Origin of the sequence: Clostridium coskatii (assembly GCF_001675205.1) — a bacterium.
In the GTDB taxonomy this organism is placed as follows: Bacteria; Bacillota; Clostridia; order Clostridiales; family Clostridiaceae; genus Clostridium_B; species Clostridium_B ljungdahlii.
The window spans coordinates 90,015-106,379 of record NZ_LROR01000067.1; the positions used below are offsets into that span (position 1 = coordinate 90,015).

General features: G+C 29.0%; 16 protein-coding genes. 10 read left to right on the plus strand and 6 right to left on the minus strand.

Annotated features, from left to right (window positions below; translation table 11 throughout):
• Nucleotides 1-7: 7 nt before the first annotated feature.
• Nucleotides 8-1,027 (minus strand): formimidoylglutamase, encoded by a 1,020-nt coding sequence (gene hutG, locus CLCOS_RS16490; RefSeq protein WP_063599876.1) that lies wholly within the window; start codon nucleotides 1,025-1,027, stop codon nucleotides 8-10.
• A 241-nt stretch (nucleotides 1,028-1,268) separates the two neighbouring features.
• On the opposite strand from hutG, the gene mobA reads away from it, so the two are divergent.
• Nucleotides 1,269-1,871 (plus strand): molybdenum cofactor guanylyltransferase, encoded by a 603-nt coding sequence (gene mobA, locus CLCOS_RS16495; protein ID WP_063599877.1) that lies wholly within the window; start codon nucleotides 1,269-1,271, stop codon nucleotides 1,869-1,871.
• 74 nt (nucleotides 1,872-1,945) lie between these two features.
• Here the strand turns inward: mobA and CLCOS_RS16500 are convergent, their stop codons facing one another.
• Nucleotides 1,946-2,701 carry a tRNA threonylcarbamoyladenosine dehydratase gene (locus CLCOS_RS16500; protein WP_063599878.1) on the minus strand — a complete coding sequence of 252 codons (756 nt, stop codon included), beginning with the start codon at nucleotides 2,699-2,701 and terminating at the stop codon, nucleotides 1,946-1,948.
• 247 nt (nucleotides 2,702-2,948) lie between these two features.
• Between CLCOS_RS16500 and CLCOS_RS16505 the strand changes: the two genes are divergently transcribed.
• Nucleotides 2,949-3,782 carry a carbon-nitrogen hydrolase family protein gene (locus CLCOS_RS16505; protein WP_082853464.1) on the plus strand — a complete coding sequence of 278 codons (834 nt, stop codon included), beginning with the start codon at nucleotides 2,949-2,951 and terminating at the stop codon, nucleotides 3,780-3,782.
• Nucleotides 3,783-3,897: 115 nt separating this feature from the next.
• Here CLCOS_RS16505 and yedF read toward each other — a convergent pair whose 3' ends face one another.
• On the minus strand, nucleotides 3,898-4,479 hold the full coding sequence (gene yedF, locus CLCOS_RS16510; RefSeq protein ID WP_063599879.1) for a sulfurtransferase-like selenium metabolism protein YedF: 582 nt from the start codon (nucleotides 4,477-4,479) through the stop codon (nucleotides 3,898-3,900).
• Between the two features lie 249 nt (nucleotides 4,480-4,728).
• Between yedF and CLCOS_RS16515 the strand changes: the two genes are divergently transcribed.
• From CLCOS_RS16515 to CLCOS_RS16550, 8 genes are all read left to right on the plus strand, one after another.
• Nucleotides 4,729-6,126 (plus strand): glycosyltransferase family 2 protein, encoded by a 1,398-nt coding sequence (locus CLCOS_RS16515; RefSeq protein WP_063599880.1) that lies wholly within the window; start codon nucleotides 4,729-4,731, stop codon nucleotides 6,124-6,126.
• 95 nt (nucleotides 6,127-6,221) lie between these two features.
• A complete protein-coding gene (locus CLCOS_RS16520) occupies nucleotides 6,222-6,935 on the plus strand; it encodes a pseudouridine synthase (protein WP_063599881.1) in 714 nt (237 codons plus the stop codon).
• 172 nt (nucleotides 6,936-7,107) lie between these two features.
• Nucleotides 7,108-7,983, plus strand: a complete 876-nt coding sequence (locus tag CLCOS_RS16525; protein WP_013238785.1) for a MurR/RpiR family transcriptional regulator — start codon at nucleotides 7,108-7,110, stop codon at nucleotides 7,981-7,983.
• An 86-nt stretch (nucleotides 7,984-8,069) separates the two neighbouring features.
• A complete protein-coding gene (locus CLCOS_RS16530) occupies nucleotides 8,070-9,296 on the plus strand; it encodes an NAD(P)/FAD-dependent oxidoreductase (protein ID WP_063599882.1) in 1,227 nt (408 codons plus the stop codon).
• A gap of 129 nt (nucleotides 9,297-9,425) precedes the next feature.
• The gene (cmk, locus tag CLCOS_RS16535) at nucleotides 9,426-10,091 is read left to right on the plus strand and encodes a (d)CMP kinase (protein ID WP_063599883.1); all 666 of its coding nucleotides are present in this window, start codon (nucleotides 9,426-9,428) and stop codon (nucleotides 10,089-10,091) included.
• 19 nt (nucleotides 10,092-10,110) lie between these two features.
• A complete protein-coding gene (locus tag CLCOS_RS16540; RefSeq protein ID WP_013238782.1) occupies nucleotides 10,111-12,024 on the plus strand; it encodes a bifunctional 4-hydroxy-3-methylbut-2-enyl diphosphate reductase/30S ribosomal protein S1 in 1,914 nt (637 codons plus the stop codon).
• A 220-nt stretch (nucleotides 12,025-12,244) separates the two neighbouring features.
• A complete protein-coding gene (gene speD / locus CLCOS_RS16545; protein ID WP_063599884.1) occupies nucleotides 12,245-12,625 on the plus strand; it encodes an adenosylmethionine decarboxylase in 381 nt (126 codons plus the stop codon).
• Nucleotides 12,626-12,723: 98 nt separating this feature from the next.
• Nucleotides 12,724-13,611: a GNAT family N-acetyltransferase gene (locus tag CLCOS_RS16550; RefSeq protein WP_063599885.1), complete on the plus strand. Its 888-nt coding sequence runs from the start codon at nucleotides 12,724-12,726 to the stop codon at nucleotides 13,609-13,611.
• Between the two features lie 24 nt (nucleotides 13,612-13,635).
• On the opposite strand, the gene CLCOS_RS16555 is transcribed toward CLCOS_RS16550, so the two are convergent.
• From CLCOS_RS16555 to CLCOS_RS16560, 3 genes are read right to left on the minus strand one after another with little or no spacing between them, the layout of a single operon-like run.
• A complete protein-coding gene (locus CLCOS_RS16555; protein ID WP_063599886.1) occupies nucleotides 13,636-14,832 on the minus strand; it encodes a pyridoxal phosphate-dependent aminotransferase in 1,197 nt (398 codons plus the stop codon).
• Between the two features lie 60 nt (nucleotides 14,833-14,892).
• On the minus strand, nucleotides 14,893-15,048 hold the full coding sequence (locus tag CLCOS_RS22530; RefSeq protein ID WP_192847871.1) for a hypothetical protein: 156 nt from the start codon (nucleotides 15,046-15,048) through the stop codon (nucleotides 14,893-14,895).
• A 55-nt stretch (nucleotides 15,049-15,103) separates the two neighbouring features.
• Entirely contained in the window at nucleotides 15,104-16,288 is a 1,185-nt protein-coding gene (locus tag CLCOS_RS16560) for a PLP-dependent aminotransferase family protein (protein ID WP_063599887.1), read from the minus strand.
• Nucleotides 16,289-16,365 lie beyond the last annotated feature (77 nt).

Here is a 16,365-nt window from a genome sequence, read left to right on the forward strand (position 1 = left end):
TTATTTTTTAATAACCGACAAATAAATTATTTATTGTACATAATGTATTTACTACTGAAAATATTATGACAGCAGCTAAATTTGCTGTAGTTTTATCCTGGTCAAACCTAGGAGAAACTTCACATATGTCAAAACTTACTACTTTGTTGGATTTTAATATGTATTTTAAGAATTTTAGAACTTTTTCTGGGTCAAGTCCCAAGGATTGGGTAGCACTTACTCCAGGTGCGTAAGATGAAGTAAATACGTCAGAGCATATTGTTATGTAAATATCATCATGCTTTTTAATAAAATCATTCAACTTGTCTAAGGTATTCCACTCAGTATCGTTAGTTACGTCTTTGGCTAGTACATATTTTACTCCAAATTTATGTGCTGTTTTAAAAAGATCTACAGTGTTACTGTGATTTTGTATTCCCATGCAAAAATATGAATAGTCAATTCCCTTATCTATATTAAGATCATGAATCTGCCTGAACATTGTTCCTGAACTAGCACCATTTTCATAAGGCCTAAGGTCAAAATGAGCATCAAAGTTTACAATACCAATGTCAGGAGTTTTAGTATGTTTACTTAAGTGATTTAAAACTCCTTTGTAATGTCCAAAAGTGGTTTCATGGCCTCCACCTAGAATTATGGGGAAAAGATTTAAACTTAATATTTTAGATACTGCTTTTGAAAGTAGCTCCTGACTTTCTTCTAGAGAATTATCATCGCAAATAATATTGCCAAAGTCAAATAAATTAACGTCTTTTGTAAAAAAACAAGGAAGGTTTGCCATTTCTTTTCTGATACTTTCTGGACCTTTTGAAGCACCTGTCCTTCCATTATTGCGTCTTACACCTTCATCGCAGCAAAATCCAATAAAACCAAATCCCAGCTTACCAGTATAAGGAGAAAGGTCATCTTTTCTTAAATCAATGCACTTAATCCATTGATGCCATCTGAAAGCATCAAAATTAGTTTCACTATCAACTCTGCCTTCCCATAGTATTTTGTCCATAGGTTTGTATTTAGAATCAAACATTTTAAAAAGTCTCCTTCTAGCTAATTTGTAGTTTAAATATATAGTAGCATATATATATTTATAGTATATATTTTTTTGATAAAAATGAGTAAATTTTTTTAGTAAAATCTTATATTTCTCTTATAAATACAATTAGTTAACAGTATAAATATTATGTAAATTAAAAAAATGTAAACCAAACTAGATATCACAAAAAATAAATGATAAAATATAAAAGAAAACGCACTTAGGAGGGAAAAACTTGAAAGAAAAATATACAGCAGTAATTTTGTGTGGTGGAAAAAGTAGCAGGATGGGATTTGACAAAAGTAAAATAAAAATAGGAGAAAAATTTCTAGTAGAAATAACAGCCGAAAAGCTAGAGAATATATTTGATGAAGTAGTTTTTGTAGCTGAAAACAAATATAAATTTGGAAATATAAAATACACTGTACTAGAAGACTTAAAAAAAGAATATGGACCTGCAGGTGGAATATTTACAGGACTTAATTATTCTTCATCTCCATATACATTTTTTATAGCCTGTGATATGCCTTTTGTAAATTTAGAATATATAAAATATATGATGAATTTTACAAAAGAAAAAAATTTTCATGTTATAATGGCTCACAATGGAAAAGATATAGAGCCCTTGTATTCTTTTTATTCTAAAGATCTTGTACCTTATTTTAAACGGGGTATAGATGCTGGAAGATTATCTATTAGAAAAATAATAGAAGGTACTAATATAAAATATATACCAGAAACTATAAAAGAAAAATATGATAATTCGCTAGGCATGTTTACAAATTTGAATTACAAAAGCGATCTAGACAACATATATGGTAAATATAAACAAGATTAATGCAATATTTCTTTACAAATTAAAAAGACACAGACTAAAATATAAGTAATTAAAGCCTGTATCTTTATATGAGTTTAGATATCTATTATATCTTTTATAACCTCTCCGCCTATTATCATTCCTGCTACAGGAGGTACAAAAGAATTGCTAGCTGGTATCTGACGTTTGGCAAGACATTTTCTAGATCCTCCTGCACATACACATCCTTCTTTGCAAGTTACAACCTCATCTATCTTAGGTTTTTTAGGGATTTCTTCTGAGTAAAGTACTTTTACCTTATCTACACCTCTTTTCCTAAGTTCATGTCTCATAACTTTAGCTAAAGGGCATATTTTTGTATCATATATATCAGCTATCTTAAATTTAGTAGGGTCTAATTTATTTCCAGTACCCATGCAGCTTATTATATCAACATTGTGTTTTTTACACCACATTATTAAGGATATTTTTGAAGATACGGTATCCACTGCATCTATTACATAATCTGTTTTATCCGGTATGATTTCATCTATATTTTCTTCCTTTACAAAGGTTTTATAAGCTTCTATTTTACAATTAGGGTTTATATCTAAAACCCTGTCTTTTAAGACATCTACTTTATATTTACCTATTGTATGAAAATTAGCTTGTATTTGTCTATTTATATTTGTTAAACAAACAGTATCATCATCTACAATTACAATGTGGCCTATACCTGCTCTCGCTATAGCCTCAAGGCTAAAACTACCTACGCCTCCTAATCCAAATATAACCACCGTACTATCCTTCAATTTTTCCAAAGCTTCTTTACCAATTAATAATTCAGTCCTTGAAAGTGAATGTTGTTTCATTAAATAATCTCCCTCTTATCTATAGTAATATCATAAAAATTATATAATTTTACCTATTATTAAGCAATAGATTTTTTAGAGTAATTCCAAAAAGCAATAAATACTATTAATTTATGAAGTTTTTACGAAAACTTAAATAGTTTGGAGTAATAAATTATAGTTAATGTTATAATATAAAGTATACAACTTATGGCTATAATATATTTTAACGATTAAATAAAATGATTTAGTTTTAAGAGGTGTTTTTGTGGTAAAGATAGGTTTATGCCAAATGAAAGTTTTAAGTTGTTCCAAAAAAAGCAATATAGAAAAGGCAAAAAACATGATAGTACAAGCTACAGATAAAGGAGCAGATATAGTAGTTCTACCTGAGATGTTTAACTGTCCTTATGACATCAAAAATTTTAAAAAATATGCAGAAGCAGAATATTGTTATGGAGATACCTTAAAAATGCTTTCCTCTGTATCAAGAGAAAAAAAGATACTTTTAATAGGGGGTTCTATACCAGAACTTGACCAGAAGGGGAATGTCTATAATACTTCTTTTGTATTCAATAAGGACGGAAATTTAATCGGCAAACATAGGAAAATGCATTTATTCGATATAGATATAAAAAATAAGATAACTTTTAAAGAATCTAAAGTTTTAACTCCGGGTAATAAAATTACAATAATAGATACGAAATGGGGAAAGATAGGTATAGCGATTTGTTATGACATAAGATTTCCTGAACTCATACGATTAATGGCTCTTAATGGTGCTAAAATAGTATTTATTCCAGCAGCCTTTAATATGACTACTGGTCCAGCTCATTGGGAACTTTTGTTTAGAAGCAGGGCAGTGGATAATCAAATTTACATAGCAGGAATATCACCTGCTAGAGATATAAATTATTCCTATGTAGCTTATGGACATTCCATTGTAGTAAATCCTTGTGGAACAATAACAGATATATTAGATGAAAAAGAGGGAATACTAATATCTGAATTAGACTTAGACTATATAAATGATGTTAGGGAGTCTTTACCCATTATTAAAAACAGAAGAAAAGATATATATGACCTAACTCTTTTGCGCTAAAAGTTAATGAGTTGATTAATTTTTAAGCTGTGTGTTGTAATTCAATCAGATATAATGAAAAGAAATAAGTAACTTTTCGTTATATCTGATGAATAGGTGAATGTAAAATCTTAAATTATAGCTTTATGGTTTTGTCTGAAGAATTCATTTTTTCAACTATATCATACATATTAGTTATTTCACCTACAGATAATTTTTCTTTTAAGCCATAAAAATCAAGGCAAGTTCCGCAGCTGTATATATTTACTCCTTTTTTATCGAGCACTTTTAAATTGTCAATGCAATCGGAACCTTCTACTGTTAGTTTTACACCACCATTTAAAAATATTAAGTTAGTTGGAAGATATTCACTTTCACTCAGCGCATATAGATAACTTTTCATTAAAGTGGTTCCAAGTTCATCATCGCCAAGTCCAAGTTTATTATTTGATATAACTATAGTCAGTTTTTGTTGATTAGACTCACATAGCTCACAATTACTAGCATCTTTTTTAATAGTTATATAGAATAGATCTTCCTTTTGTTCTACTTTAGCAGTAAAACTATTGTTCTTAGCAAACTTGCATACATTATTTTTTGAGACTTCATTGTCTACAACAACAGTAGCAATTCCTTCTTCTATGGAATCAAAGTATTTTTTAGTATTTATTACTGGTTGAGGACATTTTAGACCTTTACAATTTATTATATGTTCCATTATTTTATCACCCCTTAAAATATCTATGTTTCACGATAATTATAACATAGTTGAAAATATGCAAATTATATTTTTTAGTAATATAAAGTCACTTGACTATCAAAAAAACTTATAGTATGGATATATATATTAATCAGAATATTACAACAAATACAGTATGACTAAAAATTTGTGGTATTATGATATACGATAATTATGTTTATTCGTTATATAAATAATAGAGTAAATATATTAAGGAAGGATTTTATGATGAAAGGGTTTATTTTTAATTCTACATTTATTTTCCAAATACTAGTTTGTATACTTGCATCTTACTACCTAATACTTTCTCTATTTGGATTATACAAAAAAAAGGATAATGGCGCTGAAAAATGCACACCTAAAAATACTTTTGCACTTTTAGTGGCAGCTCATAATGAAGAAATGGTAATTGCACAAATAATAGAAAGCTTAAAAGATATTGATTATCCTGAAAATATGTATGATATTTTTGTTATTGCAGATAATTGTGATGACAATACTGCATCTATATCAAAAAAGTATGGCGTTAATGTATACGAAAGAAAAGTTCCTGATAAAAAAGGAAAAGGTTATGCTCTTGAGTGGATGTTTAACAAAATATTTAAAATGGATCGTAAATACGATGCTATAGCTATCTTTGATGCAGATAATTTAGTTTCAAAAAATTTTTTAACTGAAATGAATTATAAATTGTGCAAAGGATATAAAGTTGTTCAAGGTTACATAGATAGTAAAAATCCAAATGATTCATGGATAACAGGTTCTTATTCAATTTCTTTCTGGTCTACAAACAGGCTTTTTCAACTTTCTAGATCAAATCTTGGATTGTCAACTCAAATAGGTGGAACTGGATTTTGTATGAAAACAGATATATTGAAGAAGCTAGGCTGGGGTGCTACTTGCTTGACTGAGGATTTGGAGTTTACATGTAAACTAGTATTAAATGGTGAAAAAGTTGGTTGGGCTCACAATGCAATAGTTTATGATGAAAAACCTTTGACCTTAAAACAATCTTGGACACAAAGGAAAAGATGGATGCAGGGATTTACTGATGTTGCTTCTAGATTTTTCTTTAAGCTTATAAAAAAATCTATTGTAAACAGAAGCTTTACAGCATTTGATTGTGCAATATATACAATACAACCTTTTGTAACTTTATTACTAGGAGTTTCAGCACTGTTAACTGTACTGCAAAACAACAATCCACATGGCTTAAATATATTTGTTATAAATTCGATGTTTTCATCTATTGAATGGAAAATTTTCAGTATATTTCAGTTTTTATTTACTCCTTTAATAATGCTTTTAGAGAGTAAACTTTCTAAAAAAATGTTTTCTGTATTTGCACTGTATTCTTTAAATATAATTGTGCTTTCACATGTATTTACATCTCCAACTTTCTATGAAATGTTGATTGGAAATGTATTATATCTCTTAGTATTTTTAATAGGTGTATCTTTATTATGTGGTAAAAATTGTTTTAAAGTATTTATATGGTATCTCTTATATGGTATATATACCTTAACTTGGATACCTATAACAATACAGGGTATATTGGACAAGAATAATAAAGAATGGAATCACACGAAACATATAAGACAAATAAGTATACAAGAAATGGAATAATATAAATAATCCTTAATGGCAATGTCATTGAGGATTATTTATATTGTATATAATTATGAGCTATGAATTAAAGAGTTTATAGGTAGGTGTTAATTATGGTAGAAAGATTACAAAAATATATGGCTTGCTGTGGTATAGCTTCAAGAAGAAAATGTGAAAGCATAATATTACAGGGAAGAGTTAAAGTAAATGGAGAAACTATTAAAAGCTTAGGAACAAAAATTGATGACAAGGTAGACAAAATTACTGTAGATGATGCAAAAATTGAAAAAGAAAATAAAAAAGTATATATACTATTGAATAAACCTACAGGATATGTTTCTACAGTTAAGGATGATCGCGGAAGAAATACTATTTTAGATATTGTCAAAGTAAAAGAAAGAATATATCCAATAGGTAGGCTTGATTATAACACTTCTGGTATCATTATACTTACTAACGATGGAGAAGTGTACAATAAAGTAGCTCATCCTAAAATGGAGAAAAATAAAGTATATGTTGCAGTTATAAAGGGAATCCCTTCAAAGGAAGATATAGATAAATTTAAAAATGGAGTAAATATAGATGGCTATATAACAGCCAAAGCAGATTTTAATATACTTAACATAAATAAGAGCAAGAATAATTCCAAAGTTAGGATAAAAATACATGAAGGGAAAAATAGACAAATAAGAAAGATGTGTGATGCCATTGGCCATCCTGTAATATCTTTGACTAGAATTTCTATAGGTAACATAAATGTAGGAAATTTAGAAGAAGGAAAATGGAGATATTTGAATGAAGATGAGATAAAATATATAAAAAATTAAATTTGTGTATTGCTTTATTCTTAATAAAAGTATCAATTATCATGGATTATGCAAAAAATTAAGGGAAAAATTAGATAAACAAATGAATAATCTATTGAAAATTTAGTCAATAGATGTTAAACTGAAGTAAATATTGCAAGAATTATAGCAATGAAAGAAAGGAATGAAGCAAATGGAGAATGTTGACAACCAGGACCTGATAAGAACAATTCAAGTTAAATTTCCTAGATTGAGTAAAGGCCAAAAATTAATAGCTGAATATATATTAAAACATTATGATAAAGCTGCTTTTATGACAGCTGCTAAATTAGGTGTGAGTGTAGGCGTAAGTGAATCAACAGTAGTTAGATTTGCAAATGAACTTGGATTTTCAGGATATCCTAAATTGCAGAAATCTCTTCAAGAACTAATAAAGAATAAATTAACTACAGTACAGAGAATTGAATTGTCAAATGATTTTGTAAGCCAAGAAAGTCCATTAAAAAGTGTTTTAAAATCAGATATGGAAAACATAAGAGCTACATTAGAAAAGATAAATCATAAAACTTTTGACGATGTAATTGCAAACATATTTAAGGCTAAAAAAATATATATAATAGGTCTTAGAAGTTCCACTGCAATTGCAGATTTTTTAGGATTTTATTTAAATTTGATATTGGATAATGTAAAAGTTGTTGGATATGGAATAAGTGATATTTTTGAACAGATGATAAACTTAACTGGAGATGATTTAGTAATAGGTATAGGATTCCCAAGATATGCAGTAAGAACTATTGAGTCCTTAACATTTGCTAAAAGTAGAGATGCAAAAGTAGTTGCTATTACAGATAGCCTTCTATCACCACTTGCAGCAAGAGCAGATTACACATTAATAGCCCAGAGTAATATGGCTTCTTTTGTGGATTCACTAGTTGCACCTTTAAGTGTAATCAATGCTTTAATCGTAGCTGTAGGTATGCAAGAAAAGGATAAAATATCTTCTACTTTTTCAGATTTAGAAGACATTTGGAAAGAGTATCAAGTATATTCTTTTAGAGAACAAAATTAAAGATGAATTTTCTACAAGGGACGAATTTATTTTGAATTTGTCCATTTTAGATTAGGCATTTGAAAGAAAATAAGGTGTGTAGATTAATGTCAAAAGTAATAGTAATTGGTGGTGGCCCATCTGGTATGATGGCAGCCATAAATGCAGCAAAAAATAATGATGTCGTTTTAGTTGAAAAAAACAACAAGTTAGGTAAGAAAATGTTTATATCCGGAAAAGGAAGGTGTAATATAACCAATTCAAAAGATATAAATGAATTTTTTGATTACATTCCTCGAAATCCGAATTTCTTATACAGTTCTCTTTATTCGTTTACAAACAATGATACTATAAATTTTTTCAATAACTTAAAAGTTAAATTAAAAGTTGAAAGAGGAGATAGAGTTTTCCCTGAATCTGATAAATCTTCAGACTTAATTGGTGCTATGGAAAAAGAATTGCTTAGAAAAAAGGTTGTTATAAAATTAAACTCCCAGGTTATCAAATTTATCTGTAGAAAAAATCGTATAGAATCAGTTCAGCTTCAAGATAACTCCATAATAAAAGGCGACTATTTTATATTGTGTACAGGGGGAATGTCTTATCCCCAAACCGGTTCTACCGGGGACGGTTACAAAATGGCAAAAGATTTAGGTCATACTATAACACCTATAAATCCCGCTTTAGTACCAATAGAAATAAGTGATGATTGGATCAAATCTCTTCAGGGACTTTCTTTAAAGAATGTAGAGTTAAGTATAATAGATCCTAAAAAAAATACATTATATGAGGAATTTGGAGAAATGTTGTTTACCCATTTTGGCATCTCTGGGCCTATAGTATTAAGTGGAAGTAGAGTTGTAGAGAACAAACATAATTTAAAGGCAGTTATAAATCTAAAACCTGCTCTTAACTTTGAAGAATTAGATAAAAGAATACAAAAGGATTTTTTTAAGTATTCAAATAAAAGTTTTAAAAATTCCCTAGATGACCTGCTTCCTAAAAAATTAATAGATGTAATTGTAAATTTGAGTAATATAGATCCAAACAAAAAAGTTAATTCTATAACAAAACTTGAAAGACATACATTAGTAAATTTGCTTCAAAATTTATCAATGAATATAAAAGGACTTCGCCCTATAGCTGAAGCTATAGTAACTTCTGGCGGTATAACTGTTAAAGAAATAGATCCGTCTAATATGAAGTCTAAAATAGTTCCAAACTTATATTTTGGTGGAGAAGTAATAGATGTAGATGCTTATACTGGAGGATTTAACATGCAAATTGCTTTATCTACCGGTTTTTTAGCAGGAAATGACATTGGGAATATTTAAGAAAATAACTAATTTTATATAAGATCATAAAATAAAGGATTTTATAGTTTTATATAGAATTATAATAGAATGTAGATATATAAATTTTTATCTTTATATTGACTATTTTAAGAAAGGCGGAATAATATTTTGAAAATATCTGTAGCAATAGATGGACCTGCAGCTGCAGGTAAAAGCACCATAGCAAATATCGTAGCCCAAAAATTTAATTTTATGTACATAAACACGGGAGCTATGTATAGAGCAGTTACTCTTATGTGTATAAGACAAAATATAAGTTACACAGATGTAAATAGAGTATGTGAAGTCACAAAATCTCTTAAAATGTATTTTGAAGGAGAGAAGTTAATTGTAAATGGGGAAGACTTAACAGAAAGTATAAAGCATCCTACAATAAGCAATACTGTATCTAATTACGCTGCAATTTCTGATGTTCGAAAATTACTTGTAAAGTTGCAACAGCAGATGGCAGGAGAATATAATGTAATTATGGATGGAAGAGATATTGGTAGTGTTGTTTTAAAAAATGCACCTTTGAAATTTTTCTTAACTGCCAGTCCAGAGGAAAGAGCTAAAAGAAGATATAATGAACTGAGTGAGAAAAATATATCTGTAAACTATGACGAAATACTAAATGATATAATTAAAAGAGATCATATAGATTCACATAGATCCTCTTCACCTTTTGTAAAGGCAGAAGATGCTGTAGAGATAGATTCATCTTTTCTCTCTCTTTCTGAAGTTGTACAAATAATTTCATCCTATATAAAAAAATATATTGAAGAACATAGATAAAATAATTAAGGTGATAAAATTGAACATTATTTTAGCAGACAAATCCGGATTTTGCTTTGGAGTAAAAAGAGCTGTAGACGAATCTTTAAAGGTTCAAAAAAAATTTAATAAAAAAATATATACTTTAGGTCCTTTGATTCATAATAGTGATGTAGTAAATAAATTAAAGGAAAAAGGTATATATCCTATAGAAATAGATAATCTAGATAATCTAAGGGAAGATGATGTGGTTATAATACGTTCTCATGGTGTTCCCGAAAAAATATTTTTTACTTTAAAAAATAAAAAAATAAACATAGTAAATGCAACTTGCCCATATGTTTTAAATATACAAAGAAAAGTACAAGAATATTATAAATTAGGGTATTCTATATTAATAGTAGGAGATAAAAATCATCCTGAAGTAATTGGAATAAATGGATGGTGTGAAAATAAGGCTTTAATATCTAAAGATGGTACCAATTTAGAAAAGTTACCATCAAAATTATGTATAGTTTCTCAAACTACAGAAAAACAATCTAACTGGGAAAAAGTGCTTAGTATAGTGACTAAAAATTGCAAAGAATTTATTGCTTTTAATACTATATGCAGTGCCACAGAATTTCGTCAGAAGGCAGCAGCAGATATTTCTAAAGAAGTAGATATGATGGTAGTAATAGGTGGTAAAAATAGCTCTAATACTACTAAACTTTATGAAATATGTAAAGATAACTGCAATAATACTATTTATGTTGAAAATTCAGGAGAAATACCTGATGATATAAGTAATTGTAATAAAATTAAAACTATAGGTGTTACAGCAGGAGCTTCAACACCAGATTGGATAATAAAGGAGGCAATTTTAAAAATGAGTGATGACAAAAATTTAGAACTAAATGAGCAACTATCTTATATGGACAAAAATGATACCCAAATAATATTGGGTGAAAAAATTAAAGGTACAGTAATATCTGTAAATCAAAAAGAGGTTTTTTTAAATATAGGATATAAATCAGAAGGTGTACTTCCAAAACGTGAAATAACCAAAAATGAAAGTGACAACTTAGAAGAATTAATTCATTGTGGAGATGAATTATATGTTAAAGTAATAAGAAGACAAAACGAAGATGGATATGTTGTATTATCTAAGATAGAATTAGAAAGAGAAAATGCTTATAAAGAATTAAAAGAAGCTAATGGAAATAGTCAAGTATTAAAGGTTATTGTAAAAGAAGCTGTAAATGGAGGTCTTGTTGCCAATTACAAAGGTGCTAGAGTATTTATACCTGCTTCTCATGTAGAATTATATCATGTAGATGACCTTTCACAATATGTAGATAAAGAGCTTGATGTAACTATAATTGAATTTAAAGAAGAAAAGAAAGGTACCAGAATAGTAGCTTCAAGAAGAGACCTTTTGAGGATGGAAAGAGAAAAGATGGAGGAACAGACTTGGAATGTACTTGAAAAAGATACTGTAGTAGATGGCGAAGTCAGAAGATTAACTGATTTTGGCGCATTTGTTGATGTACAAGGAGTTGACGGACTTCTACATGTATCTGAACTTTCCTGGGGAAGAGTTGGAAAGCCAAGTGATGTTTTAAAAATCGGAGATAAGATTAAAGTTTACATCTTAGATATTGATAGAGAAAAGAAAAAATTATCCTTATCTTTAAAAAAGCTCATGGAAGACCCATGGATCAATGTAGACATAAAATATCCTGTTGGAAATGTAGTTCTTGGTAAAGTAGTTAGGTTTGCAAATTTTGGTGCATTTGTTGAATTAGAGCCAGGTGTAGATGCATTAGTTCATATATCACAAATAAGCCATAAGAGAATAGATAAACCAGAAGATGTACTTAAAATAGGTCAGGAAATAAAGGCTAAGATCCTTGAAGTAAATAAAGATAGCGAAAAAATAGCTTTAAGTATAAAAGAAGTAGATGAAATCTAAATTAAATATTTTTAATTTACTACCCTGAAGTAAGGATTAGAAAATAGAAACTTTGTGTAAATTCTGATTTCTTATACAATATACATAGAAAATGGGAGCAATGTCTAATTAAATAGAGCTATTGCAAACTAATATTTTATAACTATATTTATATTGACTTTTCTCTCATTTTTGATAAAATTTAATTGTTGTATTTTTTTCTAAGGGGGTAAGTTGAAGCATGCATGAATTAGGAAGACATATTTTAGCAGAAATTTATGGATGTGATGCTAGAATATTAAATAATAAAGATTTTATAGAAAAAATTATGATTGATTCTGCAATAAAGGCAGGTGCCGAAGTTAGAGAAGTTGCTTTTCATGAATTTAAACCTCAAGGAATAAGTGGAGTAGTAATAATATCTGAATCCCACTTAACTATTCACACATGGCCTGAACTTGGTTATGCCGCTGTAGATGTGTTTACTTGTGGAAGTAGAATAAATCCTTGGGATGCATGTAATTATATGACCGAAAAGTTTCATGCAAGAAATATGACAGCAACTGAAATAAAGAGAGGTATATTTGAGCAAGTTGTAGAAGTAAAAGCTTCAAATATATAAGAGATCATCACCTGAGATGGTCTCTTTATATATTTGACCAAGATTTATTTTAAATTTATACTTATATTAAATAACAATCCTATGGGGAAAAATAGAGTATGTATAAATGCGTAAAACTAACAAACAAGAATCTAAAGTATTTTAGGGAGTTAAACAATAAAAGATATTTATTTAATCCTGTAAATGAGGATTTTTTTAAAACCTATGATAGGTATAATTTTGCTAAACAGCTAATTTTAAGAAGAAGGGTAAAACTTATTAAAAAGGATTTACACTATATAGGCTATATTTGGTCTGATATTTCTCATAATAAGATGTGCACTATAAACGCCATGAATGTATTATGTAACTGCATTGCCCCAGATAATTCGCCTTATAAGTATCTAATAAATACTATAAAAGAGCCTTGCACTATAAAATATATATGTCAAAACAATAATTATAATTTCAATTTATTAAAAAGTATTGGATTTAAAAAAGGAGAAGGAACTTTAACCCTTTATAAAAATTTATTTGAAAATATACCGTTAATTTTTGACGAAAAACTTCAATTCAAAATATTTGAAAAGGGAAAAGATGAACAAAAAAGATGTGAAATACAAAATGAAATATTTAAAACTGATACTAGAGTTCCTTTGACTTTAGAGGATATATATTTTGATGAAGCTCAAGATTACTATTTTGAAAAAGGGGCAATTTTTTTAAAGCAAAATGATGAGTATATAGGTTATGGGCAAATTGTAATGGAAAATGATATACCTGTTATAGTAAATTTTGGCATATTAAAAGAATTTAGAGGAAAAAAATATGGTAAGGCACTGTTAATCTATCTTTTAAAAATAATGTACTGTAGTGGATTTAATAGAGTAATAATAAAAGTAAAAAGTTCTAATTATATAGCCTTACAATTATATACTAACATGGGATTTCGTATTGAAAGTGAGAGGTACAACTGGACATTGGATAAAAAAAGTTTCCATAAATAATTATGGAAACTTTTTTATAATTGTTTATTTTATAACTTTTTGATACTCTTCTATTGCTACTTTGAGAAGATCCATAGCATCTTTTAAATCATCACAATTTAAACAATAAGATATTCTCACTTCATCTTTTCCAAGACCAGGAGTAGCATAGAACCCTCCTGCAGGTGCTACCATTACAGTTTTACCGTCTTTATTAAACTCAGTTAATAAGTATTTAGCAAAGTCTTCTGCATCTGGGACAGGTAACTTAGCAACTATGTAGAAAGCACCTGTTGGCTTTTGACATACAACTCCAGGTATTTTTTTAAGACCATCCACAAGTATGTCTCTTCTTTTTTGGTACTCTTTTCTAGTTTCAATGAAGTAACTTTCTGGGGTATCCTTTAAAGCTGCAGCACCTATCTGCTCTACTGTAGGTACACAAAGTCTAGACTGACATAATTTCATTATATTGTGAATAAGGTTCTTATTCTTTGAAGCTACCAGACCAATTCTTGCACCACAAGCACTGTAACGCTTTGATATACTGTCTACGATTATTACTCTGTCTTCAATGTCCTTTAAAGTAAGGGCTGAAGTATATTTTAATCCATCATATACAAATTCCCTATAGACTTCATCTGCAATTAAGAATAAATCATGTTCTTTAGCTATATCTCCAAGCATTCTGAGTTCTTCTGCAGTATACACTGTTCCAGTTGGATTTCCTGGATTTGAAATCATAAGAGCACGTGTTTTATCAGTTATTTTACTTTCTATTACTTCTTTAGGTGGTAAATGAAATCCGTCTTCAGCTTTTGTTAAATAAGGAACCATTTTAGCTGAAGCAACTTGTGCAAATCCGTTATAATTTGTATAAAAAGGCTCAGGTGAAAGTATTTCATCACCAGGATCGCATAAAGTCATAAAAGTAAGCATTATGGCTTCACTTCCACCATTAGTTATCAAAAGTTCATCTTTTGTAAATTCTGTACCCCATTTTTTATAATATTCTATAAAACTTTCTTGAAGTGCATCCATTCCTTGTGATTCAGTGTATTTAAGTACATTTTCCTTAAAATTTGAAATTGCCTTAAAAAATATGTCAGGAGTAAGTACATCGGGTTGTCCAATATTTAAGTGATAAACTTTTGTCCCTCTCTTTTTAGCTTCAGCTGCATAAGGTGCCAATTTACGAATAGGTGAAAATTGCATATTTAAAATTCTGTTTGATAATTTCATATAATTTATCCTCCGACTATTAATTTTAACAGAGCTAAAGATAATTTAAGTTAAAAATTTCTATTTAATTAAGCTTTCTGTAGGAATGTGCATTGACTTAAATTGAAACATACTTTCATAATAAGTACTTTTAAAATAACCTCTATCCCCAATGCAATCAGCCCTTAGCTTATTTTTTCTCTCTTGTAGTTTTTCAAAATCTTTTATATCATACATATTATCCACTCCCTTAAGAGAAGTTTAACCTAAAGGGAGTGGTTTTATTCATATATTAATAGTATTTAGCAAGAACTTTTCCCAATCTTTTGATTCCTTCAACGATTTTGTCTTCAGACATACATGAGTAGTTTAATCTAAAGTGATTTTTATGCCCACCATTTGGGAAGAAAGGACCTCCGGGAACATAAGCAACATTTTCTTTTAGAGCTTCTTTTAATATTTCAGCAGAATCTAAACCTTCTTTTAAATAAACCCAAGTGAAAAGTCCTCCATAAGGATTTGTGTGTTTAACTTCTTTTGGAAAATACTTGTCCATACTTTCCAGCATGAGCTTTCTGCGTTTTCCATATACTTTTTTAATTTCTTCCACATGTTCATTTAAATCGTACTTTTGCATAAAAAGTGCAGCTGCTCTTTGATCTAAAGTACTACACTGCAAGTCTACACCTTGTTTTATAATAATATATTTTTCAAGTATTTCAGGTGCAGCACATATCCAACCAAGTCTCAAACCTGGGCAAAAAGTTTTAGAAAATGTTCCAAGGTATATTACCCAGCCATCTTTATCAAAACTTTTTATAGATGGATGTGTAGTGCCTTCAAAAATAAGTTCTCCGTATGGATTATCTTCAATTACAGGAACTTGATATTCTTTAGCAAGTTCTGCAATACGCTTTCTTCTATCATCTGACATAGTTATTCCTGTTGGATTTTGAAAATCTGGAATTGTATATATCATTTTAACTTTTTTATTTTTCTTTAATTCTTCTTCTAATTTTTCTATTATGATACCATGTTCATCCATCTCTATTTCACTAAAATTAGGTCGATAAGCTTTAAATGCACCAATAGCACCTAAATAACTTGGGCTTTCACATATTATAGTATCTCCCTCATTTACAAATATCTTAGCTGAAAATTCAATTCCTTCTTGAGATCCAGATGTTACAATTATGTCATCTCCAGTTACATCTACACCTTCACGAGACATCCTCTGCTTTGCTATTATATCTCTTAAAGGCTTAAAACCTTCTGTTGTACTATATTGTAATGCAACTTGTCCATCCTTTTCCAAAACCTCTTGAGTAACTTTCTTCATTCCGTCTACAGGGAATAATTCCGGTGCTGGTAATCCTCCGGCAAAAGAAATGACTTCAGGCATCTCTGTTAATTTTAAAAGCTCTCTTATTTCAGATGCTTTTAAACCATTTGCCCTTTCTGAAAAATTTATTTTCATAAAAAAACCCCCTTAAGTAAATATTTTGTCATATAAATATCTATTCATCGCCACCTTATAAATAGATATATTACAAT

What these genes read in the sequence shown, in the direction of transcription:
- CLCOS_RS16530 (WP_063599882.1), top strand. Translation starts at nt 8,070, where the DNA reads ATGTCAAAAGTAATAGTAATTGGTGGTGGCCCATCTGGTATGATGGCA.
- hutG (WP_063599876.1), bottom strand. Translation starts at nt 1,027, where the DNA reads ATGTTTGATTCTAAATACAAACCTATGGACAAAATACTATGGGAAGGC.
- CLCOS_RS16515 (WP_063599880.1), top strand. Translation starts at nt 4,729, where the DNA reads ATGAAAGGGTTTATTTTTAATTCTACATTTATTTTCCAAATACTAGTT.
- CLCOS_RS16500 (WP_063599878.1), bottom strand. Translation starts at nt 2,701, where the DNA reads ATGAAACAACATTCACTTTCAAGGACTGAATTATTAATTGGTAAAGAA.
- CLCOS_RS16560 (WP_063599887.1), bottom strand. Translation starts at nt 16,288, where the DNA reads ATGAAAATAAATTTTTCAGAAAGGGCAAATGGTTTAAAAGCATCTGAA.
- CLCOS_RS16550 (WP_063599885.1), top strand. Translation starts at nt 12,724, where the DNA reads ATGTATAAATGCGTAAAACTAACAAACAAGAATCTAAAGTATTTTAGG.
- CLCOS_RS16520 (WP_063599881.1), top strand. Translation starts at nt 6,222, where the DNA reads ATGGTAGAAAGATTACAAAAATATATGGCTTGCTGTGGTATAGCTTCA.
- yedF (WP_063599879.1), bottom strand. Translation starts at nt 4,479, where the DNA reads ATGGAACATATAATAAATTGTAAAGGTCTAAAATGTCCTCAACCAGTA.
- speD (WP_063599884.1), top strand. Translation starts at nt 12,245, where the DNA reads ATGCATGAATTAGGAAGACATATTTTAGCAGAAATTTATGGATGTGAT.
- CLCOS_RS16555 (WP_063599886.1), bottom strand. Translation starts at nt 14,832, where the DNA reads ATGAAATTATCAAACAGAATTTTAAATATGCAATTTTCACCTATTCGT.
- CLCOS_RS16525 (WP_013238785.1), top strand. Translation starts at nt 7,108, where the DNA reads ATGGAGAATGTTGACAACCAGGACCTGATAAGAACAATTCAAGTTAAA.
- CLCOS_RS22530 (WP_192847871.1), bottom strand. Translation starts at nt 15,048, where the DNA reads ATGTATGATATAAAAGATTTTGAAAAACTACAAGAGAGAAAAAATAAG.